Raw genomic sequence first — 22,217 nt, 5'->3', positions numbered from 1 at the left:
GGATTTTTCGTGCAAGAGACGGGCGTGCGCAACGGTGCCTTCGGTGCCGACAAATTCGGCTTAAAGAATCTCAAACGGGTTCACTGGAACCTCGGCGCGCCGCAACTCTATCAATACTCGCTTTCTGCGGGCGAGGCGGTGCTGTCGGCAGACGGTTCGCTTTGCGCCGACACCGGTGAGTTCACCGGTCGCAGCCCGAAGGACAAGTTCACGGTGCGTGACGCCACCACCGACAAGAAGATGTGGTGGGCCGGCAACCAGTCGATCACCGCAGAGCAGTTCGAGACGCTCTACCAGGACTTCCTAAAGCACGCCGAAGGCAAGAGCCTGTTCGCGCAGGATCTCTATGGCGGCGCCGATCCGGCCTACCGGATCAAGACCCGCGTCTTCACCGAGCTCGCCTGGCACTCGCTGTTCATCCGTACGCTGCTGATCCGCCCCGAGGCGGTCGAGCTGCCGAGCTTCACGCCGGAGCTCACCATCATCGACATGCCGAGCTTCCGCGCCGATCCCAAACGCCACGGCTGCAAGTCTGAGAACGTCGTCGCGATCGATTTCGCCCGCAAGATCGTCCTGATCGGCGGCTCCTATTATGCCGGCGAGATGAAGAAGTCGGTCTTCACCACGCTGAACTACTATCTGCCCGAGCGTGGCGTGATGCCGATGCACTGCTCGGCCAATGTCGGCGCCAATGGCGACACCGCGATCTTCTTCGGGCTATCAGGCACCGGCAAGACCACGCTGTCCGCCGATCCGAACCGCACGCTGATCGGCGACGACGAGCACGGCTGGGGCCCGAACGGCGTGTTCAACTTCGAAGGCGGCTGCTATGCCAAGTGCATCAAGCTGTCGCAGGAGGCCGAGCCTCAGATCTACGCCGCCTCGACCCGCTTCGGCGCGGTGCTCGAAAACTGCGTGCTCGACGAAGACACCCGCGTTGTCGATTTCGACGACGGCTCCAAGACCGAGAACACGCGCTCGGCCTATCCGCTCGACTTCATCCCGAACGCTTCGCGCACCGGCCGCGCGCCGCAGCCGAAGAACGTGGTGATGCTCGCCGCCGATGCCTTCGGCGTGCTGCCCCCGATCGCAAAGCTCTCGCCCGCGCAGGCGATGTATCACTTCCTGTCCGGCTACACCGCGAAGGTCGCCGGCACCGAGCGCGGTCTCGGCAACGAGCCTCAGCCGGAATTCTCGACCTGCTTCGGCTCGCCCTTCCTGCCGCTCGACCCCAGCGTCTATGGCAACATGCTGCGCGACCTCATCGCCCAGCACAATGTCGATTGCTGGCTGGTCAACACCGGCTGGACCGGTGGCAAGTATGGCACCGGCTCGCGCATGCCGATCAAGGTGACGCGCGCGCTGCTCACCGCCGCGCTCGACGGCTCGCTTCGCAACGTCGAATTCCGCACTGACAAGTATTTCGGCTTCGCGGTCCCGACCGCCCTGCCGGGCGTGCCGGCCGAGATCCTCAACCCGGTCAACACCTGGAAAGACAAGGACGAGTTCGACAAGACCGCCCGCGCGCTGGTCGGCATGTTCCAGAAGAACTTTGCCAAGTTCGAAGCCCAGGTCGACGCCGAAGTGCGCGCGGCCGCGCCGGACGTGAAGCTCGCGGCGGAGTAATCTCGCATCATTCGAAATGCAAAAGGGCGGCCGCGAGGCCGCCCTTTTTGTTCTCGCGAGATCTCTCCGCCGTCATTGCGAGCGCAGCGAAGCAATCCAGAATCCCTCCGCGGAGACAGTCTGGATTGCTTCGTCGCTACGCTCCTCGCAATGACGAGCTTGCGGAAGCAGTCACGCCTTGAAATACGCGATCTGCGTCGTGGTCGCGAGCAGCCTGCCGTTCGGCGACCACAGCTCGGCGTTCTGATCGGCATAGCTCCTGTGCATGATCTTCGAATCGGCCGTCGCGAGCACGCGTGTGATGTCCTCGGCGGCGAGCTCCTCGCTGCCGGTGTGAAAATACGTCGTCAGCGACACCGTGCCGAACGGCACCAGCTCGCGCCTGGCGTGGAAGATGCGGCCGAAGAAGGCGTCCGACATCGACATCAGCGACAGCATGTCGAGCTTGCGCGGCGTGCGGTCGCCGATCCAGAGCTTGGAATAGGTGCCAGCGAGCTCGGTCTGCGGTGGGCCGATCCGCATCTCGCCCTCGACGAAGCGGAATTCATACTGGTTGGCCCAGGACGCCGAGATCTTTGGGAATGGCAGCGTTGCCTCGAACGCCGTGGCGTTCGGATATTGCGCCACCCTGTGCTCCCAGGACGGCCGGCGCTCGGCGAACACGGCGGTGGCGAGCGTTGCGACCTCGCCGCCGCCCTGCGACAGTTCGACGCTCCAATGCTGGCTGGAGCGATTGGCCTTCACCAGCCGCACGTCCAGATCGAACGGCCCCTTGGCGATCGGCGCGCAATAATTGACGGTCAGCGCCAGCGGATCGCCGGCGCGCTGCGGATGGTCGATCAGCGCGCGCAGGATGGTCGCGGCCGTGGCGCCACCGAACGGGCCGACAAACGCCCAGTAGTCGTCGCTGGTGTGCCCCTGCCAGCTGGAGTCACCGGCGCTGATGCGGGTGGCGTCGTCGAACGGGTGCGGGAGCTTGGCGTGCATGGGATTAGACCTCTACTGAGCTTCCGTCCCAACGACGAAACTCCATCGTCTCATCACCAGGGCCATATTGCTGCGAACTCAACACATCGTCTGCCGGATCATCTGTGACCCAGGCATCCGCGACGGAGCCTCCTATGCGCTTCAGCGCAATGATACTCTTGCCGCTGATCAGATCGGCGACGAAGTCGTTGATGGCAGCTTCCTCGTCCTTGCCTGAAAGACTGGCAAGGATGCTGCCGTGCGTGTGCCAGGAGAATCCGTCGAACCCCAGCGTCCAGTCCCCGTCGGGACATATGACCAGCAATCGAAGCTGCCCATCCGGGCTCGTATACTCGCCGACAGGCACGATCGACTCCGGCCAGAAAAAGCTCAAGCCGTAATATGATGCCTATCCTGCCAAATCAATAACCTCGCAGGTAACGCCGATTTCACGTTGCGGAAAATCAGCCCGCGACGTCGCGCAAATCCGGCAGCAACGGCGTGGTCGGATTGACCGGCACGTTCCAGATCTCCTCGGCATATTCGCGGATGGTGCGGTCCGAGGAGAACCAGGCCATGCGCGCGACATTGAGGATGGAGGCGCGCGTCCAGGCCGGCGCCACCTGCCAGCGTGCGTCGACGCTGCGCTGGGCTTCGTAATAGGAATCGAAATCGGCGCTGACCATGTAATGGTCGAGATAGCGCAGCGCGTGCGCGATGGATTCGAAGCGGCCGGGATCGCCGGGCGAGAACTCGCCGGTGCCGATCGCATTGATGGCGCGCTGGAGCTTTGGCGAATTGCGGATCACGTCGGACGCATCCAGCCCCTGCTTGCGGCGGATCATGACGTCGCCGGCCTCCATGCCGAAGATCGCGATATTCTCCGCGCCGACATGGTCGCGGATCTCGATGTTGGCGCCGTCGAGCGTGCCGATGGTGAGCGCGCCGTTCAGCGACAGCTTCATGTTGCCGGTGCCGGAGGCCTCCATGCCGGCGGTCGAGATCTGCTCGGACAAATCGGCCGCGGGAATGATCACCTCCGCAAGGCTGACATTGTAGTCGGGCAGGAAGACGACCTTGAGCTTGCCGCCGATCGCGGGATCGTTGTTGACGACGTCCGCGACGTCGTTGACCAGCTTGATGATCAATTTTGCGTAGCGGTAGCTCGCCGCCGCCTTGCCGGCGAAGACCTTCACCCGCGGCACCCAGTTGCCGTTGGGATCGTCCTTCATCGCCTGGTACAGCGCCACCGTCTCGATGATGTTGAGGAGCTGGCGCTTGTATTCGTGAATGCGCTTGATCTGCACGTCGAACAGCGCGGTCGGATCGACCTTGATGCCGAGCCGCTCGCCGATCAGGCGCGCCAGCGCGGTCTTGTTGTGAAGCTTGACGCTGCGGAACTTCTTCTGGAATTCGACGTCGCTGGCGCGGGCTTCGATCAGGCTGAGCTGGGTCGGATCGTCGAGCACGGCTTCGCCGCAGGTCTCGCGCAGCAGGTCGGTCAGCTTCGGATTCGCCAGCATCAGCCAGCGGCGGAAGGTGATGCCGTTGGTCTTGTTGGTGATGCGGCCGGGATAGAGATGGTTGAGATCGTGGAACACGGTCTCGCGCATCAGGTCCGAATGCATCGCCGAGACGCCGTTGATGCGGTGCGAGCCGACGAAGGCGAGCTGGCCCATGCGCACGCGGCGTCCGCTCCTCTCGTCGATCAGCGAAACCGAGGCACGGAAATCGATGTCGCCGGGCGCGCGCGCTTCGGCCAGCGCGAGATGCTGCACGTTGATGCGGTAGATGATCTCGAGATGGCGCGGCAACAGCTGCTCGAACAGTTCGACCGGCCAGGTCTCCAGCGCCTCGGGCAAGAGCGTGTGGTTGGTGTAGGACAGCGTCGCGACCGTGATCTTCCAGGCCTCGTCCCAGCGGAAATTGTGCAGGTCGACCAGGATGCGCATCAGCTCGGTGACGGCGAGGCTCGGATGCGTGTCGTTGAGCTGGACCGCGACCTTCATCGCGAGGCTGCGAAGCTGGCCGTCGGAGGTCAGGTGGCGATTGACCAGGTCCTGCAGCGAGGCGGAGACGAAGAAATACTCCTGACGCAGCCGCAGCTCGCGGCCCGCCGGGCTTTCGTCGTTCGGATAGAGGAATTTGCAGATGGCTTCCGCGCGCGACTGCTCGGCGCTGGCGCTGACATAGTCGCCCTTGTTGAAGGCGTCGAGCTTCAACGGATCGGGCGAGCGTGCCGACCACAGGCGGAGCGCGTTGACGTGCTGGCCGCGCCAGCCGACGATCGGCGTGTCATAGGCGATCGCCTGCACGGTCTCGGCCGGGTGCCAGATCGCGCGGTCGCGGCCCTTGTCGTCGACATGCTCGACGCCACCGCCGAAATGGACGTGATAGATCACCTCGGGCCGCTGCAATTCCCAGGGATTGCCGAAGCTCAGCCATTCGTCCGGATATTCCTGCTGCCAGCCCTGATTGATGATCTGGCGGAACAGGCCGTAATCGTAGCGGATGCCGTAGCCGATCGCGGGGATCGAGAGCGTGGCCATGCTCTCCATGAAGCAGGCGGCGAGCCGCCCCAGGCCGCCATTGCCGAGCGCGGCATCCGGCTCGCATTTGCGGAGCTCAGGCAGCGACACGCCGAGATCGCCGAGCGCGACCTCGAAGATCTTGAGCAGCCCCATGTTGTTCAGCGCGTCGGTGAAGAGGCGGCCGATCAGGAATTCGAGCGAGAGATAATAGACGCGCTTGCGTCCCGCATCGTAGCTGTGCTTCTCGGCCGTGAGCCAGCGATGCACGATGCGGTCGCGCAGCGCGAGCGCTGCGGCCTGGTACCAGTCGTGCTTGGTGGCCATGCCCGCATCCTTGCCGATGGCAAGGCGCAGCTTCGCCAGGATCGCGCCCTTGACGTCAGCCAGCGCGAGCTCGTCGATGGGCTGGCTGGAGGCCGGCAAACTTGGCTGGAACGATTGATCTTGCAAGGCCGTCACTTCCTGGTCGCGAGAACACCACTAACTCTACGCGTCTTGCCCCTGCACCGGAACCATCGCTGGCGCGGCCGTGCACTGCGCTGGCGTAAATTTATGCAAGGAACGGGCCGATTTGGGAACCCGGAAGCGTACGGAGAGATGCGGATTCGGTGCTAGATTGAGGGCAGATTCAGCCATCAGTGTGGAGGAAACGTCCATGAGACTGCTGATCGAAATCGCCGCCGCGGCCTTCCTTGTCGTCTGCATCACCGCCTCCAGCGCCGCCTTTGCCGCCGGCAAGACGGGCCGCAGTGCCGACGGCCTGAGCTGCGCCTTCAGCGTTCCGGAAAATGCGTCTCCCGCGGTGCGCTGCACCGCCATCAAGCGCCAATGCGGCGGCAAGTTCTACGCGAATGCGTGTGGGGACAGGCTGGTGTCGGCGGCGAATTGAGGAGCGGGTCGCTGGATTCGCTGCGCGCTATCTGACCACGCCCGACGTGAAGCCCGCCTTGCGGCGCGGCGGCTTGATTTCCTTTTTCAGGAAGCAGCGCGCTTCACGCCCGGTGTAGCCGGGACGGGAGTAGGTGAAGGCGCGGCACTTGTTGTCCGCGATGCAGGCGGCCTTGCAGGCCTCTTCGCCTTCGCCGTCCTTGATCTCGAAATTGCGCAAGTCGCCGCCGGGGCGGTCGATCGACGTTTCAACGCCTTCGATCCGCGGCTCGATCACGCCGGCGCCACGCACACCGGAGATGCAGCAGCTGCCCGGGACACGCGGCGGCACCGTGTTCTTGAGCCAGCACACTGCCGAGCCGCCTTCGACGTCGGGATAGTTGAAGCTCCAGGAGCGGCAGCGGCGGTCACGCTCACACTGCAGCGCGCAATCCTCGGGGTCACCTGACGTCACCGGCGAGCTGAAATAGTCGCCGCCGGGCCGGTCGAACGCCGTCTGGGCGCGCGCAGGCGCGCTCGCAAACACGAGCGCAAGCAACGTGGCGCAGGCCACGACGCTTGCCATGACGGCCCCACGCAGGCGGCCCTTCCCCATTGGAACAGCTTTCGAGTTATTGACGGCGCTCAGGTTTTTTCAGCCGGTCATTTGATCGCCGCAAACCTGTATGGGCGATGAACGGCTCAGGTCCTGGTCGTCGGCCTCTGGCCTAGAACGCGTATTCCGCGTAGGCCGGTTCCACGGAGCCGTTCCAGGCGCCGTTGAACTTCTCCAGCATCTCCTCGGCCGGGGTCCGGCCGGAATCGATGATGCGATCGAGCGGCTCCAGATGCCGGGTTTCGTCGCGGCCGAGCTGGTCGATCCGGCCGCGGCGGCGCAGGCCGGCATGGGCCAGAACGAGGCATTCCTTGGCGATCTCGAACAGATAGCGGTCCTTGATTCGCGCCTTGAAGCCGAACCGCGGCACGTCGTCGCGCAGGGCCTGGCGCTCATGCGCGGTCCAGTGCTTCACGAGGTCCCAGGCGGCATCGAGCGACACATCGTCGTAGAGCAGCCCGGCCCAGAACGCCGACAGCGCCGGCAGGCGGCCCCACGGGCCACCATCGGAGCCGCGCATCTCGAGATAGCGCTTGAGGCGCACCTCCGGGAAGATCGTCGAAAGATGGTTGGCCCAGTCCGACAGCGTCGGGCGTTCGCCCGGCAGATTGTTGTTGCGGCCGTCGAAGAAGGCGCGGAACGAGGAGCCCGAGACGTCGATGTAATCCTCGTCGCGCTTGACGAAATACATGGGCACGTCGAGCGCGTAGTCGACATAGCGCTCGAAACCCATGCCATCCTCGAATGCCCACGGCATCATGCCCGAACGCGCATTGTCGGTGTCGCGCCAGATCTCGGAGCGGAACGACAGGAAGCCGTTCGGCTTGCCCTCGGTGAACGGCGAATTGGCAAACAGGGCGGTCGCGACCGGCTGTAGCGCGAGCGAGACGCGCAGCTTCTTGACCATGTCGGCTTCGGAGGAGAAGTCGAGATTGGTCTGCACCGTGCAGGTCCGGTACATCATGTCGAGGCCGTATTGGCCGACCTTCGGCATGTAATTGGTCATGATCTTGTAGCGGCCCTTGGGCATCACCGGGATGTCGGCGCGCGACCAGGACGGCGTCATGCCGAGCCCGAGGAAGCCGATACCGAGCGGGGTCGCAATCTCGCGCACCTGCGCCAGATGCGCCATCAGCTCGCTCTGGGTCTGGTGCACGTTCTCGACCGGCGCGCCGGAGAGCTCGAACTGTCCGCCGGGCTCGAGCGAGATCGCGCCGCCGCCGGTGACGTCGTAGAGGCCGATGATGTTGCCCTTCTCCATGATCGGCTCCCAGCCGAGCAGGAGCTTCATGCCTTCGAGCAGCGCGCCGATGCCCCGCGCACCCTCGTAAGGCACCGGACGGTGGCCTTCGAGCGTGAACGGCGTCTTCTCGTGCTCGGTGCCCATGCGGAATTCGGACGGGTCCTTGCAGCCAGCCTCGAACCACGCGACGAGTTCGTCGCGCGACTGCAGCGGCGTCATATCGATCTGGTCTCGCGCCATATCAAACTCTAATCAAAAAGGGCGCTTCGATCGAAGGCGCGCGGGTGACGGGGTGGTCCGCGAACCCAGGGGGTGCACGGACGAGCTGGTGTGCCGCACGATCATCGCGACGGCGTGGTTTCGTTGACGTGGACGGGCGGCAGTTTCATCTCGCCGCACGAGCAGCCGAGACGGTCGAGCAGACCGCTGAGCTTGACGGCATCCGCATCGGACAGTTTCGAGCCGACATACTTTTCGATCGCGGCCGAATAGGCGCCCCACATCCGCTTCTGCAACTCGCGGCCGGCTTCCGTGATCTCCACGAACTGGCCGCGCTTGTCGATCTTGCACTCGCGCCGGGAGGCGAGCCCCTCGTCGACCAGGCGGTCGATCAGGCGCGACGTGGAGTATTGCGGGATCAGCATTTGCCGCTCGAGTTCCACCGGCCGCAGCTCACCCGAGGGCGCTCGCGACAATTCGAGCAGCGCGTCGTACCATGCCAGCGGCGGGAACCCCGCCTTCTTCAAGTCCTGCTCGACGCAATCGAGCACGCGGCTCTGCACCCGCATCAGGCGGATCCAGGCCGAAGTAGCCTCGGTCGATGGTTTGCGTTTCATGGTCCCGCTCAAGCTCGTCGTTCCGTCTCTTACCTCACTCAATGCACCTGCATCAATCTTGACTATTGGATGCAAATGCATGTAGGCGTTCCTTCGCCCCAACCAAGCGTCAAGAGAAAGAAATTCCATGAAACTCTATTACTCGCCCGGCGCCTGCTCCCTGTCCCCCCACATCGCGCTCCTGGAAGCCGGCCTGCCCTATGAGCTGGTCAAGGTCGATATCCGGGCCAAGAAGCTCGAAAATGGTGAGGATTATCTGAAGCTGAACCCGAAGGGCCAGGTCCCTGCGCTGGGCCTCGACAGCGGCGAGATCGTGACCGAAGGCCCGGTCATTGTCCAGATGATCGCCGACCAGGCTTCGGCGAAGGCTCTGGCGCCGGCTCACGGCAGCTCTGAGCGCTACAAGCTGCTCGAATGGCTGAACTTCCTCACCTCGGAGGTGCACAAGAGCTTCGGACCGCTGTTCGCGCCGGCGCTGAACGACGAGGCCAAGGCCTTCTTTAGGGATCGCGTCATGGGCAAGCTGACATACATCGACAGCCAGCTCGCCGGCCGCGACTACCTCATGGGAAAGCAGTTCACGGTGGCCGACGGCTATCTCTTCACGATGCTGACCTGGGGCGACCGGATGAAGTTCGACCTCTCGGCCATGCCGAACCTGACCGCCTACAAGGCTCGCGTCGCGGCGCGGCCGCAGGTGCAGGAGGCGCTGAAGAAGGAAGGCCTTGCGCAGGCGAAGTAAGCGCATCGCAAGATGCAACAATCGAAAGGCCGGATCGACGATCCGGCCTTTTTCGTTGTGAACCATTCGATCGGCGGCCACGTCGAAATCGCGGAGCACCTCCATGGGACAGCCGCCGCGATGAACATGATCGTCCTTATGACCGCCGCGGTCGCGCCGCTCGCGATGCTTGGCTTGTCGACGCCGGACCTGCCGCAGCGCAATTGCATCCTCATGATCCATCCGCAGGTCACCTCGGCCGTGTTCGAGAGCAAGGAAGGAAAAATCGTCTTTCCCGATCGGCCGACCGAATATCCGTGCAGCTATGCCAGGAGGAAGGGCGGAACGGACATCGCCTTCACCAACCAGAATCGCTGGCGCTTCGAGGTCCGCATTGGCCGCGGCGATGAAGGCAGCTGGAGAGCGAGTCTTGCCGACGATGCGGTCTCGGGCCGGGCGTTCTCGCCGCTCGGAGACCGCAAATAAGAACGGCCGGATCGTCGATCCGGCCCGTTTTTATTCTGCCCCGAGCGGGCTGGGCGCGAACCCATCTCGCCGGATCATCGTACCTATCATTAGACTTATGAACTACTGTTCGCCGAATGTAAGTAGTGCTGTCTTGTCAGTACCCGTAAAGCGCGCGAGCTTGGCGGAATTGTTAGAGGATTATTTCATCGGAGTTGAACTTGACGATTGCCTTGGTCCTGATCGTCGCAAGTGCATTGGTGGGAATAGCGACAGGTTATGTTTTCAGGATCTGGGCGCTGATATTGATTGCGCCGGCGATCGCAGTTTTCTCGGCAATCATTCTTCGCGCTTACGGATTCGGCATGATGGCAGGTGTGACCGTCATCGCCATCTGTCTTGCCGTCTGCCAGCTCGCCTACTTCGCGGCGGCCTATCTGCTGCACGCGCGGGCGGTCTCAGCCCATGACGAAGTCGACGGCGAGCCAGGCGAGGGAAGCCAGCATAAAATCCGCCGCCAGCACAAGTAACGCCAAAGCGGCCCAAAGCATCGGCCCCTTGCGGCGCAGGCGCGCCGGCTTCTGTTGCGGCGAGAGGCGGCGAGTGGCGGGTCCAACAGCATATTTCGCGGTGAGATCGCGACCGAGCGCGGTCTTCCGCAGCACCAAAGAGTTCATCAAGGATACTTTCTTATTTTGTCTTCAACCTGCCGATGGCTCGGCAAGTGTCCCAACCGGATTCGGAACCCTGACCCGGAGCAAGACTAGTGCCAGGGCCGAGCAAAAGAACGGCGCCGCTTCGACACGCCTATGACAATTGCGCGACACCACGGCAGCGGGGGACTCTGACATGGGTCCTACGCGAATTCTGTGATTGGTTCCACAAGCCGGGAACAAATCTGACGCAACCGTGATGACGTCTCCCCAAACAAAAAGGCCGGATCGACGATCCGGCCTTCTTTCTCAAATGACCTTGGGTGATCAGGCTGCAGCCTTCTTCGGCGCGAATCGGCCGTAGAAAGTTTCTCCCTTCGCGGCCATCTCCTCGAGAAGCTTCGGCGGGGTGAAGCGCGAGCCGTACTTCGCCTCCAGCTTGTGGCAGAGCTCGACGAATTTCTTCGTGCCCATGAAGTCGATGTAGGACAGCGTGCCGCCGGTGAACGGCGCGAAGCCGAAGCCGAGGATCGAGCCGACATCCGCCTCGCGCGGGTCGGTGATGACGTGGTCTTCGACCGTGCGCGCGGCTTCCACCGCCTGCACCACCAGGAAGCGCTGCTTCAGCTCCTCGATGTCGAGCGTGTCAGGATCGAGCTGCTTCGGCTGCAGCGCCGAGAGGCCCGGCCACAGGCTCTTCTGACCCTTGCCCTTCCCGGGGTAGTCGTAGAAGCCCTTGCTGTTCTTGCGGCCGAGACGGCCCTGCTTCTCGACCATCTCCACCATCAGCTTCTTCTGATCGGGGTTGATGGCGTTGGGGCCGAGATCGGCTTCCGTCGCCTTCATGATCTTGAGGCCGAGGTCGAGTGCGACTTCGTCCGAGAGCGAGAGCGGGCCGACCGGCATGCCGGCCATCTTGGCGCAGTTCTCGATCATCGCCGGCGGCACGCCTTCCAGGAACATCTCGTTGCCTTCGGCGACGTAGCGGCCGACGCAGCGATTGGCGAAGAAGCCGCGGCTGTCGTTGACGACGATCGGCGTCTTGCCGATCTGCCGGACGTAGTCGAGCGCGGTCGCCAGAGCGAGATCGCCGGTGTTCTTGCCCTTGATGATCTCGACCAGCATCATCTTCTCGACCGGCGAGAAGAAGTGGATGCCGACGAACTTGCCCTGGTCCTTGAAGCCCTCGGCCAGCGAGGTGATCGGCAGCGTCGAGGTGTTCGACGCGAAGATCACGTCCGGCTTCATATGCTCCTGCGCCTTCGCGAAGGTATCAGCCTTGACCTTGCGATCCTCGAACACGGCCTCGATGACGAGGTCGACGTCCTTGAGAGCAGCATAATCGGCAGTCGGCGTGATGCGCGCGAGCAGCGCATCGGCGTCACCGGGCTTGGCGCGGCCCTTCTTGATCTGCTCCTCGATCACCTTCTGCGCATGCGCCTTGCCCTTGTCGGCGCTCTCCTGGTCGCGGTCGATCAGGACGACGTCGAGGCCGGCACGGGCCGAGACGTAGCCGACGCTCGCACCCATGAAGCCGGCGCCGATCACGGCGATCTTCTTCACCTTGGTTGGGGCTACGTCCTTCGGACGGCGCGCGCCCTTGTTGAGCTCCTGCATCGACAGGAACAGGCTGCGGATCATCGCGGCTGCTTCCTTCGAACGCAGCACCGAGGTGAAGTAGCGCGACTCGACGCGTAGCGCCGCGTCGATCGGCAGCTGCAGGCCTTCATAGACGCAGCTCATGATCGCGCGCGCGGCCGGATAATTGTCGTAGGTCTCGCGGCGATAGATCGCGTTGCCCGCCGGGAACATCATCATGCCGGCCTTGGAGAACACCGGACCGCCGGGCAGCTTGAAGCCCTTCTCGTCCCAGGGCGCAACGGCCTTGCCGCCGCCCTTGATCCAGTCCTTCGCTGCCTTGATGAGGTCGGCGGCCGGAACGATGGCGTGAATCAGATTAAGCGCCTTGGCCTTCTCGACCGTGACCGGATCGCCCTTGAGCAAAATGGTCATCGCGTCCTGCGGCGGCACCAGGCGCGGCACGCGCTGCGTGCCGCCGGCGCCGGGGAACAGGCCGACCTTGACCTCGGGCAGGCCGAGGCGCGTCTTGGGATTTTCCGCCGCGACGCGATAGTGGCAGCACAGCGTGATCTCGAAACCGCCGCCGAGCGCGAGGCCGTTGATCGCGGCCGCCCACGGCTTGCCGGAGGTCTCGATCGAACGCAGCACCTGCGAGAAGCGCCGGCTCTGGTCGAACAGCATCTGGTTTGCGGCGGTCTCGTCCTGCTCCTTCAAGACCTTGGCGTAGGCCTGGTTCATGCCCTCGAGCATCGACAGGTCGGCGCCGGCGCAGAACGCCTCGTTGGCGGAGGTGATGACGACGCCCTTCACGGCAGCGTCGGCCGTGGTTTCCTTGACGATCGCATCGAGCTCGCTGGTCGAGGTCTCGTCGAGCACGTTCATCGAACGGCCCGGGATGTCCCAGGTGACGAGCGCGATGCCGTCGGAATCGGTCTCAACCTTGAAGTTCTTGTAAGCCATGTTGGTTGCTCCTCGGTGCCGCAGCCGATTTCAGGCGCGGCGGTTGACTGTGATCTCGTAGGGTGGGCAAAGGCGCTCTTGCGCCGTGCCCACCATCATTTGCTGAGACGTCAGTGGTGGGCACGCTTCGCTTTGCCCACCCTACGAAGTCAGACGCGCTCGATGATGGTCGCGGTGCCCATGCCGCCGCCGATGCACAGCGTCACCAGCGCGGTCGCCTTGTTGGTGCGCTCGAGCTCGTCGAGCACGGTACCGAGGATCATCGCGCCGGTGGCGCCAAGCGGATGGCCGAGCGCGATCGCGCCGCCATTGACGTTGATCTTGGCGTTGTCGATGTCGAAGGCCTGGATGTAGCGCAGCACCACCGAGGCAAAGGCCTCGTTGAGCTCGAACAGGTCGATGTCCGACTTCTTCATGCCCGAACGCGCGAACAGCTTTTCGGTGACGTCGACCGGACCGGTCAGCATCATCGCCGGCTCGGAGCCGACGTTCGCAAACGCGCGGATCTTTGCGCGCGGCTTGAGGCCGTACTTGCTCCCCGCTTCCTTGCTGCCGAGCAGCACGGCGCCGGCGCCGTCGACGATGCCCGACGAGTTGCCGGCGTGGTGCACGTAGTTGACGCGCTCGATTTCCGGGTGCGACTGCACCGCGACGCCGTCAAAACCGCCCATCTGCGCCATCATCGTGAACGACGGCTGGAGCTGTGCCAGCGACTGCATCGTCGTCGAGGGACGCATGTGCTCGTCCTTGGCGAGGATGGTGAGGCCGTTGATGTCCTTCACGGGTACGATGGACCTGTTGAACCGGCCCTCGTCCCAGGCCTTGCCGGCGCGCTGCTGGCTCTGCACGGCATAGGCGTCAACGTCGTCGCGCGAGAAGCCGTACTTCGTCGCGATCAGATCGGCCGAGACGCCCTGCGGCATGAAGTAGGCCGGCACTGCCATCGACGGGTCCATCGGCCAGGCGCCACCGGAGGCACCGATGCCGACGCGGCTCATGGATTCGGCGCCGCCACCGATCACCAACTCATGCTGGCCGCTCATCACCTGGGCTGCGGCAAAATTCACGGCGTCGAGGCCGGAAGCACAGAAGCGGCTGATCTGCACGCCGGGCACGGCTTCGCCGAGGCCGGCCTTGAGCGCGGCGAAGCGCGCGATGTCGCTGCCGGCTTCGCCGACGGGGTCGACCACGCCGAGCACGACGTCGTCCACCGAATCCTCCGGCAAATTGTTGCGGTCCTTCAGCGCCTTCAGCGGCACGGTGGCGAGCGCGAGCGCGGTGACCTCGTGCAGCGCGCCGTCTGCCTTGCCGCGGCCGCGCGGGGTTCGGACGTGGTCGTAAATATAGGCATCTGCCATGGGAGCCTCCTGATTGCAGTTATTGGTTACGACCGCGGCGCGGTCGGATCATTGGCGAAGCGGGAAGCCTCAGAAAGCTTCCGCCGGCAGTTCCATGATGGTGGCACAGCCGGCCTGGATGCGGGCGAGATTGGCGGCGGTCTCCGGCAGCATGCGCTCCATGAAGAAGCGGCCGGTGACGAGCTTGGTCGAGAGATAGGGCGTCGCTCCGCTCGCGGCAATCTTGGCCTGCGTCACCTTGGCCATCTTCGCCCACATGTAGCCGAGCGCGACGAAGCCGAAGAGATGCAGGTAATCGGTTGCGGCAGCGCCCGCATTGTCCGGCTTCGCCATGGCGTTCTGCATCAGCCAGGTCGTGGCCTGCTGGAGATGGCCGAGCGAAGCCGAGAGCGGGGTGATGAATGGCTTGAGCGCCTCGTCGCCGCCGTTCTCCTTGGCGAAGGCCATGACCTCGCCGAAGAAGGCCATGATGGCACGGCCGCCGTCGCGCGGCAGCTTGCGGCCGACGAGGTCGAGCGCCTGGATGCCGTTGGCGCCTTCATAGATCATCGCGATGCGGGCATCGCGAACGAACTGCTCCATGCCCTGCTCGGCGATGTAGCCGTGGCCGCCATACATCTGCTGCGCCTGCACCGCGTTGGCAAAGCCGTAATCGGTGAGGAAGCCCTTCAGCACGGGCGTCATCAGGCCCATGTGGTCGTCGGCGGCCTGACGGTCCTTGGGATCCTCGGAGCGATGGGCGACGTCACTCTTCAGCGCGGTCCACATCACGAAGGCGCGCGCCGCCTCGTTGAAGGCGCGGATCGAGAGCAGCGTGCGGCGCACGTCGGGATGCACGATGATCGGGTCGGCCTGCTTGTCGGGCGCCTTGACGCCGGTCAGCGAGCGGCCCTGGATGCGCTCGCGGGCATAGGCGACGGCGTTCTGATAGGCGACCTCGGACTGCGCGAGACCTTGAACGGCGACGCCGAGGCGGGCTTCGTTCATCATCACGAACATGCCCTGCATGCCCTTGTTCTCTTCGCCGATCAGCCAGCCGGTGGCGCTGTCGTAATTCATCACGCAGGTGGAATTGCCGTGAATGCCCATCTTGTGCTCGATCGAGCCGCACACCACGCCGTTGCGTGCGCCGACCGAACCATCGGCATTGACCAGGAATTTCGGCACCACGAACAGCGACACGCCCTTGATGCCGGCCGGTGCGCCCTCGATGCGGGCGAGCACGAGGTGGATGATGTTGGGGGCGAGGTCATGCTCTCCGGCCGAGATGAAGATCTTCGTGCCCGTGATCTTGAAGCTGCCGTCGGGCTGGCGGATCGCCTTGGTGCGGAGCATGCCGAGATCGGTGCCGCAATGCGGCTCGGTCAGGTTCATGGTGCCGGTCCACTCGCCCGCCACCATCTTCGGCACGTAGGTCTGCTTCTGCTCGGGCGAGCCGTGCACGATCAGCGCCGCGGTCGCGCCCATGGTGAGGCCGCCATACATCGAGAACGCCATGTTGGCGGAGATCTGGAATTCGTTGACCGCCTGGCTCAGCGTCACCGGCAGGCCCTGGCCGCCGAACTCGGTCGGCGCCGACAGGCCAAGCCAACCGCCCTCGGCCACTTGCTTGAAAGCGTCCTTGAAGCCCTTCGGCGTGGTGACGCTGCCGTCATCGGCGCGCTTGCAGCCTTCGAGGTCGCCGACGCGGTTGAGCGGCTGCAGCACTTCTTCTGCAAGCTTCGCGGCTTCGCCAAGAATGGCTTCGCGCACGTCGCTCGACGCATCGGAGAAGCCGGCCAGATTGTCGTAGCGATCGATCTGGAAGACGTCGTTGAGCAGGAAGTTCACGTCTTCGACGGGGGCTTTATAGATCGGCATGATGGTCTCCCGGCAGGCGGTCTGAAGTGATGATGTTGGCTTATGATTGAGCGGCGGCCAACTGCTCCGCCATCAGGCGGTGCAGCATGTTGATCGCCTTGAGCGGACGCACCATCACCTTGAAATGGGTGATGCGTCCCTCGGCATCGAAGGTGATGATGTCGACACCGTTGATCTCGATGCCGTCGATGACATTCTTGAATTCGAGCACCGCGCCATTGGCGCTTTTCCACTCGCCGACATAGGTGAAGCCGGGACCGCCGAGCACCTTCTCGGCACTGGCGAGATATTTGAAGGTGATGTCGCGTCCACGCTGCGGCGAATGCACCACGGGGCTTTCGAACACGGCGTCAGGATGGAGCAGTTCCCAGAGCGCGGCGCGGTCGTGGGACTTCGTAAAGGCGTACCAGGAATCGAGGCCGGTCATTCTCAGGTGCCTCCCTTAGTCAAAGGCCTTCTTGATCAAAGGCCTTGGCAAAAACGCGAAAACAACCCCATGCACAGTAGCGCGATGGCCGATAAGGGCGGGTCTGAAGCCCGCCTCATATGCACATTGACGCATATGCATCGATGCGCATAAAGTCAAGTCAATTGGTCGGGACCTCGAAAGGGAGCTGGTGGTGCCATGGCGCTGGGCGACGCAATCCTCGCATGCCTGACGGAACGTCCGATGACGGGCTACGAGCTCGCCAAAACATTCGATTCCTCGATCGGCTTCTTCTGGAAAGCCGACCACCAGCAAATCTACCGCGAACTCTCCAAGCTGCGCGACCGTGGTTACATCCAGGGCCGCGAGGTCGTGCAGTCAGGAAAGCCCAACAAACTGATTTATACGCTGACTCCCGAGGGGCGAACAGCGCTGCGGCACTGGGCCGCGCGGCCGAGCACGCCGCCCTCGATCAAGGACGACCTGCTGGTGCGGCTGCACGCACTCGACAGCATCGACATCGAGCCCATGCGCACCGATCTGATGGCCCGGCTGGAGCACCACCGCGACCGGCACGAGAATTACGAGCGGATCCTCAAGAAGCGATTTCCAGAGGGCTCGGCGTCGGGCGTGCTCGACCTCGGAAATCTGCTGCTGCTTCAGCTCGGTGCCCGCCACGAGCAGATGGTGGCCGATTTCTGCGAAGAGGCGCTCCAGGCGCTATCGGCGATGAGCGGCAAGGGCACGGTCGTGCCGCTGGAGGACGGCAAGCGCGAAGGGAAAGGCTAGCTCTTCAGCGCCCTTAGTACTTCGTGACAACAGGCCTATCCCAGTTGAACCGGACATTGACGCCGGCGCGGACGATGTCGTCCGTCAGCCTGACGTCGCGCGTGACGGCGCCGCTGATCGGCGGATCGACATATCGTTTGCTGCCAAAATCGACGTGCACATATTCGAGCTTGAGGGTCACGGCGCCCCAGGTATCGACATAGGCCGCCCATTCACCACCGAGCCCGGCCGCCAGGCCGGTGCGGGTATGGGAGCTGGTGACCTGCACCACTTGGTTGGACACGGTGACCTCGGTACCGGCGAAGGCGATACCGGCCGTGCCATAGATCAGAAACTGATCGAGCGCGTAACCGACACGGCCGCGGAACATATCGATCCATTTTTCCCGCGTGCCGCTCGTCACCCCGACGTTGAAGGGCGGCAGATCCTGCACCTTGCCGTGCTGGTTGGTCCATGACGCGTCGTTCTCGAAGCCGAGCACGGTCTTTTCGATCTGGAAATCGCAGCCGAAGACGCCGCCCGCGACGGCAGCACCGCTAAGATTGAAAGTCCCTGTGATCGTTGGCCCGGAGTCGTCGCCGGCGCGCCGGACATGCTCGCTCTTGCCCCAGTTGCCGCCGCCCTGGATGCCGACATAGCAGCTGGTCCAATTGTATCCCGCGGGCGCCGGTGCCTTCACCGCAGGCGCTGCCGCCGGGGCATCGGCGGCAACAGCATGCGATGCCAGTCCGGCCGCCATCGCGGCCACGAGCAACCTTTTCATGTCAGCCAACAATCCAGTCAGGCAAGAACCCGCCCGTGGATCGGGCCGCTCTCTATCCATTGAGACGTGCGGGTCGGGCGCGTGGCGAAATCTTTGTCGGGACGCAGCTTTGGGGCGGGGCCAACGGCGGCAATCGGGTTCCCGGCGCCCAACTTTAAGACACCGGCAACGCGTTCCTTAACCCGTTATTTACCGTAACAGGAAAAAGTCGGTTTTCGAGGCAGACGACCCGCGCCAAATCCGATTGTCTTCACAACCGGCACGCGTGGGGAGGCTGGAGGCGCCGGGTGGGGCGCCGGAGTCGGAACCGGACAGAGTCATGAATTCGCGCGTATCGTGGAGTGTTGACGGCATCGATCCATCCGTCAGGGAGCGGGCCGAAGCTGCTGCGCGTCGTGCCGGCATGTCACTCAACGATTGGCTGAACTCCACGCTCGGCGAGACGGCCCTGCCGAATTTTCGCGGACCTTACGATCAACGCCAAGAACAACGTCAAGACCAGCGTCAAGAGCAGCGCCAGGATCAGCGCCCGCAACAGATGCCGAGCCAGGAGAGCCGCGACGTCGCCGATATCCACCAGCGGCTCGACGCGATCACCCAGCAGATCGAACGGATTTCAAAGCCCGCGCCGCGCCAGGACGCTTCACGACAGGACGCGTCGCGACCAGACGTCTCGCGCGAGCAGGGCGTCGCGCGCCAGCTCAACGACGCGATCTCGCGGCTCGATGCGCGGCTGTCGCAAATCTCAAAGCCGCAGCAGCCTCAGCGGCCGGCACCGGCTCCGGCACCCGTCGAGACGCGCCAGCGCCAGGCCGATATGGTCAAGCGCGCGGCCGCACAGGTCTATCGCAATTCACCTCCCTTGAGCCCCGCGTCGTTCGACGTTGCCGTCGCCGAGATCACGGCCCGGCAGAGCGAGCTCGACGGCTTTACGCCGCGGCAGATACCGCCACGCGCAGCGCCCTCGATTGCACCGACGGCAGCTCCTTTCGCGCCCCCGATGGCGCCACCCGCGCCTGCCTATGCACCGCCGCCCCCGCAGCCGGGGCCGGATTTCTCGTCGCTCGAGCGCCATTTGCTCAAGATCACGAGCCAGATCGAGTCACTCCAGCGCCCTGACAACACCGAGCAGGCGATCAACGCCTTCCGCAGCGAGCTTGCCGAGATCCGCCACGCCATCACCGAGGCGATGCCGCGCCGCGCGATCGAATCGATCGAGAACGAGATCCGCTCGCTGCATCGTCGCATCGACGAGACCCGCTCGTCCGGGACGGACGGCCAGGTCCTGTCGGGCATCGAGCACGCGCTGTCCGAGATCAAGCAGGTGCTGCGCACGCTGACGCCGGCCGAGCAGCTCACCGGCTATGACGAGGCGATCCGCAACCTCGGTGCCAAGCTCGATCTGATCCTGCGCGCCAATGACGACCCGTCGACGGTGCGCCAGCTCGAAGGCGCGATCTCGGCGCTGCGCGGCATCGTCTCCAACGTCGCCTCCAACGAAGCCCTGGCGCGTCTTTCCGAAGACGTGCAGCTGCTGTCGTCCAAGGTCGACCAGGTCACCCGCTCGTCCGGCCCCAGCGACAGCTTTGCGGTGCTGGAGCAGCGCATCGCGGCGCTCACCGCCGCGCTGGAAACGCGCGAGCGGCCGCAGCCCACCGAGAGCAGCGAGCATCTCGAAGCCGCGATCCGCGCGCTGTCGGACCGTTTCGACCGCATGCAGGTCGGCAACGATTCCGCGTCGACCTTTGCGCATCTCGAACAGCGGGTCTCGTATCTGCTGGAGCGGATCGAAGCCGCCTCCGATCCGCGCAACGGCAACTTAAGCCGCGTCGAGGACGGGCTGCACGACATCCTGCGGCATCTGGAGCGGCAGCAGGCGACCTATTCCGCCCTCGCCGAAAGCCGCAATTCGGCGCCGTCTGCCGATTCCGGCATGGTCGATCTGGTCAAGCGCGAGCTCTCCGACATCCGCTTCAGCCAGGCCGAGACCAACCGCAGCACCCAGGATTCGCTCGAGGCCGTGCACAGCGCGCTCGGCCATGTCGTCGATCGTCTCTCGATGATCGAGGGTGATCTGCGCGCGGTGCGCACGGCGCCGCCGGCACCCGCACCGCAGCCGATGCCCAGTTCGATGTCGATGCCGATGGCCGCGCCCATGGAGCCCCCGCCTGTCGCGCGCGAGCCGTGGCAGCAGCCGCAGCAGCAGCCGAAATACGATCCGAAGCCGGAGCTGCAGAACCCGGCCGCCGCGCAACAGCCGCCACAGGGCGCCTTCGTTGCCGCGCCGCGCGAATTCCATGCCGCCGCGCCGGCCGCGCCGCCGCCGGTGCCAACCGCACCGCCCGTTCCGCCGCGTGCGATCAGCGAGATCCTCGAGCCGCACACGGCCCCCGCGCGCGCCGCGCTCGCACCGGAATTGCCCCCGGACCATCCGCTCGAGCCGGGCACACGGCCGGGCGGCCGCGTCGCCACGCCGTCGGAGCGCATTGCCGCGTCCGAAAGCGCGATCAGTGAAATCCCCGCCGCGCCGAAAGAGCCGGTGTCGTCGTCGAGCTTTATCGCGGCCGCGCGCCGCGCCGCGCAGGCCGCCGCCGCGCAGCCGGAAAAGCCGGCTCGCGGTGCCAAGGCAAGTGCAAAGGCAGCTGCCAAGGCGGCCATCGCAGGCCGCACCAAGGACACGGGCCAGGAAGGTGGCTCGACCATCACCTCGAAGATCCGCTCGCTGCTGGTCGGCGCCAGCGTGGTCGTGATCGTGCTCGGCACCTTCAAGATGGCGATGAACCTGCTCGATGGCGGCAGCCCGCCACCGTCACCGCGGGCGATGGAGAATTCGTCGAGCGCGCCCGTGCCGCAGGCTCCTCCGCCGCCGGTCGAGACCAGGCCCGCCACGCCCGAGCAGGTCACGCCGTCGATGACCTCGCCGACGCCGATCGGGAAGCAGTCGCTGAATAATCCCGCGCCGGCTCCCGTGGCAGGGGCGGGCAGCTCGGCTTCGGTCGAAATCCCGCCGATCCCCGCGACGCCACCACCGCCTGCGGCGAGCAACGACGTCACCGGCGCGCTGTCGGGCGCGAGCCGCGCGAGGCTCGGCATGATCCAGGTGCCGCCGAGCGAGAAGCTCCCTGACGGCATCGGCGGTCCGGTGCTGCGCACCGCCGCGATGAAGGGCGATGCGACCGCGGCCTACGAGATCGGCGTGCGCTTTGCCGAGGGCAAGGGCGTCGCTGCGAATTACGATGAAGCCGCCAAATGGTATGACCGTGCGGCGCAGGCCGGCGTGGTGCCCGCGACCTTCCGCCTCGGCACGCTCTACGAGAAGGGCCTCGGGGTGAAGAAGGACGCCGACATCGCCCGCCGCTACTACACGCAGGCCGCCGAGCGCGGCAACGCCAAGGCGATGCACAATCTCGCGGTGCTCGACGCCGACGGCGGCGGACGCGGCGCCAATTACAAGAGCGCGGCGCAGTGGTTCCGCAAGGCCGCCGATCGCGGCGTCGCCGACAGCCAGTTCAACCTCGGCATCCTCTATGCCCGCGGCATCGGCGTGGAGCAGAACCTCGCCGAATCCTACAAATGGTTCACTCTCGCAGCCGCCCAGGGTGACGCGGATGCGTCGGGCAAGCGCGACGACGTCGCCAAGCGGCTCGATCCGCAGTCGCTCGCCGCCGCCAAGCTCGCGATCCAGACTTTCAGCGCCGAGCCGCAGCCCGACGACGCGGTCAATGTTCCCGCCCCGAACGGCGGCTGGGACAGCGCGCCGCAGGCGAACGCAAAGCCTGCGCCGAAGCCGGTCGCGACCAAGCGCTCGGCCTCGGCGGCGCACTAGAGCGCACTCTCACTCCTCATGGTGAGGAGCGCGCCCTGGCGCGCGTAGCGGACGATGCTTCGCATCGCTGCGAGAACCATGCAGGCCCCCACCACCGATCCGGGCCTCGCCCTTCGAGACGCCTGCTGC

General features: G+C 64.7%; 18 protein-coding genes. 7 read left to right on the top strand and 11 right to left on the bottom strand.

Features of this window, described 5'->3' with window-relative positions; all coding sequences use genetic code 11:
* Positions 1–9 precede the first annotated feature (9 nt).
* The gene (locus tag IVB46_RS39060; protein WP_166345764.1) at positions 10–1,626 is read left to right on the top strand and encodes a phosphoenolpyruvate carboxykinase; all 1,617 of its coding nucleotides are present in this window, start codon (positions 10–12) and stop codon (positions 1,624–1,626) included.
* Between the two features lie 171 nt (positions 1,627–1,797).
* Here IVB46_RS39060 and IVB46_RS39055 read toward each other — a convergent pair whose 3' ends face one another.
* From IVB46_RS39055 to IVB46_RS39045, 3 genes are all read right to left on the bottom strand, one after another.
* Positions 1,798–2,613, bottom strand: a complete 816-nt coding sequence (locus tag IVB46_RS39055) for a thioesterase family protein (protein WP_247316335.1) — start codon at positions 2,611–2,613, stop codon at positions 1,798–1,800.
* A gap of 4 nt (positions 2,614–2,617) precedes the next feature.
* A complete protein-coding gene (locus tag IVB46_RS39050) occupies positions 2,618–2,986 on the bottom strand; it encodes a hypothetical protein (protein ID WP_247316334.1) in 369 nt (122 codons plus the stop codon).
* Between the two features lie 70 nt (positions 2,987–3,056).
* Entirely contained in the window at positions 3,057–5,573 is a 2,517-nt protein-coding gene (locus IVB46_RS39045; RefSeq protein ID WP_247316332.1) for a glycogen/starch/alpha-glucan phosphorylase, read from the bottom strand.
* Between the two features lie 205 nt (positions 5,574–5,778).
* Here IVB46_RS39045 and IVB46_RS39040 point away from each other — a divergent pair, with 205 nt between their 5' ends.
* Positions 5,779–6,012: a hypothetical protein gene (locus tag IVB46_RS39040; RefSeq protein WP_247316330.1), complete on the top strand. Its 234-nt coding sequence runs from the start codon at positions 5,779–5,781 to the stop codon at positions 6,010–6,012.
* 27 nt (positions 6,013–6,039) lie between these two features.
* Here the strand turns inward: IVB46_RS39040 and IVB46_RS39035 are convergent, their stop codons facing one another.
* From IVB46_RS39035 to IVB46_RS39025, 3 genes are all read right to left on the bottom strand, one after another.
* Positions 6,040–6,606: a PAN domain-containing protein gene (locus IVB46_RS39035; RefSeq protein WP_071916912.1), complete on the bottom strand. Its 567-nt coding sequence runs from the start codon at positions 6,604–6,606 to the stop codon at positions 6,040–6,042.
* A 112-nt stretch (positions 6,607–6,718) separates the two neighbouring features.
* Entirely contained in the window at positions 6,719–8,089 is a 1,371-nt protein-coding gene (locus IVB46_RS39030; protein ID WP_038933719.1) for a glutamate--cysteine ligase, read from the bottom strand.
* A 101-nt stretch (positions 8,090–8,190) separates the two neighbouring features.
* Positions 8,191–8,685, bottom strand: coding sequence for a MarR family winged helix-turn-helix transcriptional regulator (locus tag IVB46_RS39025; RefSeq protein ID WP_014498535.1), 495 nt, complete (start codon positions 8,683–8,685; stop codon positions 8,191–8,193).
* Between the two features lie 127 nt (positions 8,686–8,812).
* On the opposite strand from IVB46_RS39025, the gene gstA reads away from it, so the two are divergent.
* The 3 genes from gstA to IVB46_RS39010 all read left to right on the top strand — a co-directional run bounded on the left by gstA (position 8,813) and on the right by IVB46_RS39010 (position 10,401).
* Positions 8,813–9,427 (top strand): glutathione transferase GstA, encoded by a 615-nt coding sequence (gene gstA / locus IVB46_RS39020; RefSeq protein WP_071916910.1) that lies wholly within the window; start codon positions 8,813–8,815, stop codon positions 9,425–9,427.
* A gap of 12 nt (positions 9,428–9,439) precedes the next feature.
* Positions 9,440–9,892: a hypothetical protein gene (locus IVB46_RS39015; protein WP_247345277.1), complete on the top strand. Its 453-nt coding sequence runs from the start codon at positions 9,440–9,442 to the stop codon at positions 9,890–9,892.
* 200 nt (positions 9,893–10,092) lie between these two features.
* A complete protein-coding gene (locus IVB46_RS39010) occupies positions 10,093–10,401 on the top strand; it encodes a hypothetical protein (protein WP_063980751.1) in 309 nt (102 codons plus the stop codon).
* 450 nt (positions 10,402–10,851) lie between these two features.
* Here IVB46_RS39010 and IVB46_RS39005 read toward each other — a convergent pair whose 3' ends face one another.
* The 4 genes from IVB46_RS39005 to IVB46_RS38990 form a co-directional block, all read right to left on the bottom strand.
* Positions 10,852–13,065, bottom strand: a complete 2,214-nt coding sequence (locus IVB46_RS39005; RefSeq protein ID WP_247345273.1) for an FAD-dependent oxidoreductase — start codon at positions 13,063–13,065, stop codon at positions 10,852–10,854.
* 149 nt (positions 13,066–13,214) lie between these two features.
* Positions 13,215–14,423, bottom strand: coding sequence for an acetyl-CoA C-acetyltransferase (locus IVB46_RS39000; RefSeq protein WP_231143818.1), 1,209 nt, complete (start codon positions 14,421–14,423; stop codon positions 13,215–13,217).
* Between the two features lie 69 nt (positions 14,424–14,492).
* Positions 14,493–16,283, bottom strand: a complete 1,791-nt coding sequence (locus IVB46_RS38995; RefSeq protein WP_247316327.1) for an acyl-CoA dehydrogenase C-terminal domain-containing protein — start codon at positions 16,281–16,283, stop codon at positions 14,493–14,495.
* 40 nt (positions 16,284–16,323) lie between these two features.
* A complete protein-coding gene (locus IVB46_RS38990) occupies positions 16,324–16,710 on the bottom strand; it encodes a nuclear transport factor 2 family protein (RefSeq protein WP_247316326.1) in 387 nt (128 codons plus the stop codon).
* A gap of 198 nt (positions 16,711–16,908) precedes the next feature.
* Between IVB46_RS38990 and IVB46_RS38985 the strand changes: the two genes are divergently transcribed.
* A complete protein-coding gene (locus tag IVB46_RS38985; RefSeq protein WP_028159994.1) occupies positions 16,909–17,499 on the top strand; it encodes a PadR family transcriptional regulator in 591 nt (196 codons plus the stop codon).
* 13 nt (positions 17,500–17,512) lie between these two features.
* Here the strand turns inward: IVB46_RS38985 and IVB46_RS38980 are convergent, their stop codons facing one another.
* Positions 17,513–18,262: an outer membrane beta-barrel protein gene (locus IVB46_RS38980; protein ID WP_063980756.1), complete on the bottom strand. Its 750-nt coding sequence runs from the start codon at positions 18,260–18,262 to the stop codon at positions 17,513–17,515.
* Positions 18,263–18,581: 319 nt separating this feature from the next.
* Between IVB46_RS38980 and IVB46_RS38975 the strand changes: the two genes are divergently transcribed.
* Entirely contained in the window at positions 18,582–22,088 is a 3,507-nt protein-coding gene (locus tag IVB46_RS38975) for a tetratricopeptide repeat protein (protein WP_247316325.1), read from the top strand.
* The last annotated feature ends 129 nt before the right edge of the window (positions 22,089–22,217 follow it).

It is taken from the genome of Bradyrhizobium sp. 61 (genome assembly GCF_023073075.1).
GTDB lineage: Bacteria > Pseudomonadota > Alphaproteobacteria > Rhizobiales > Xanthobacteraceae > Bradyrhizobium > Bradyrhizobium barranii.
This window is presented reverse-complemented; position numbering and strand designations above follow the sequence as displayed.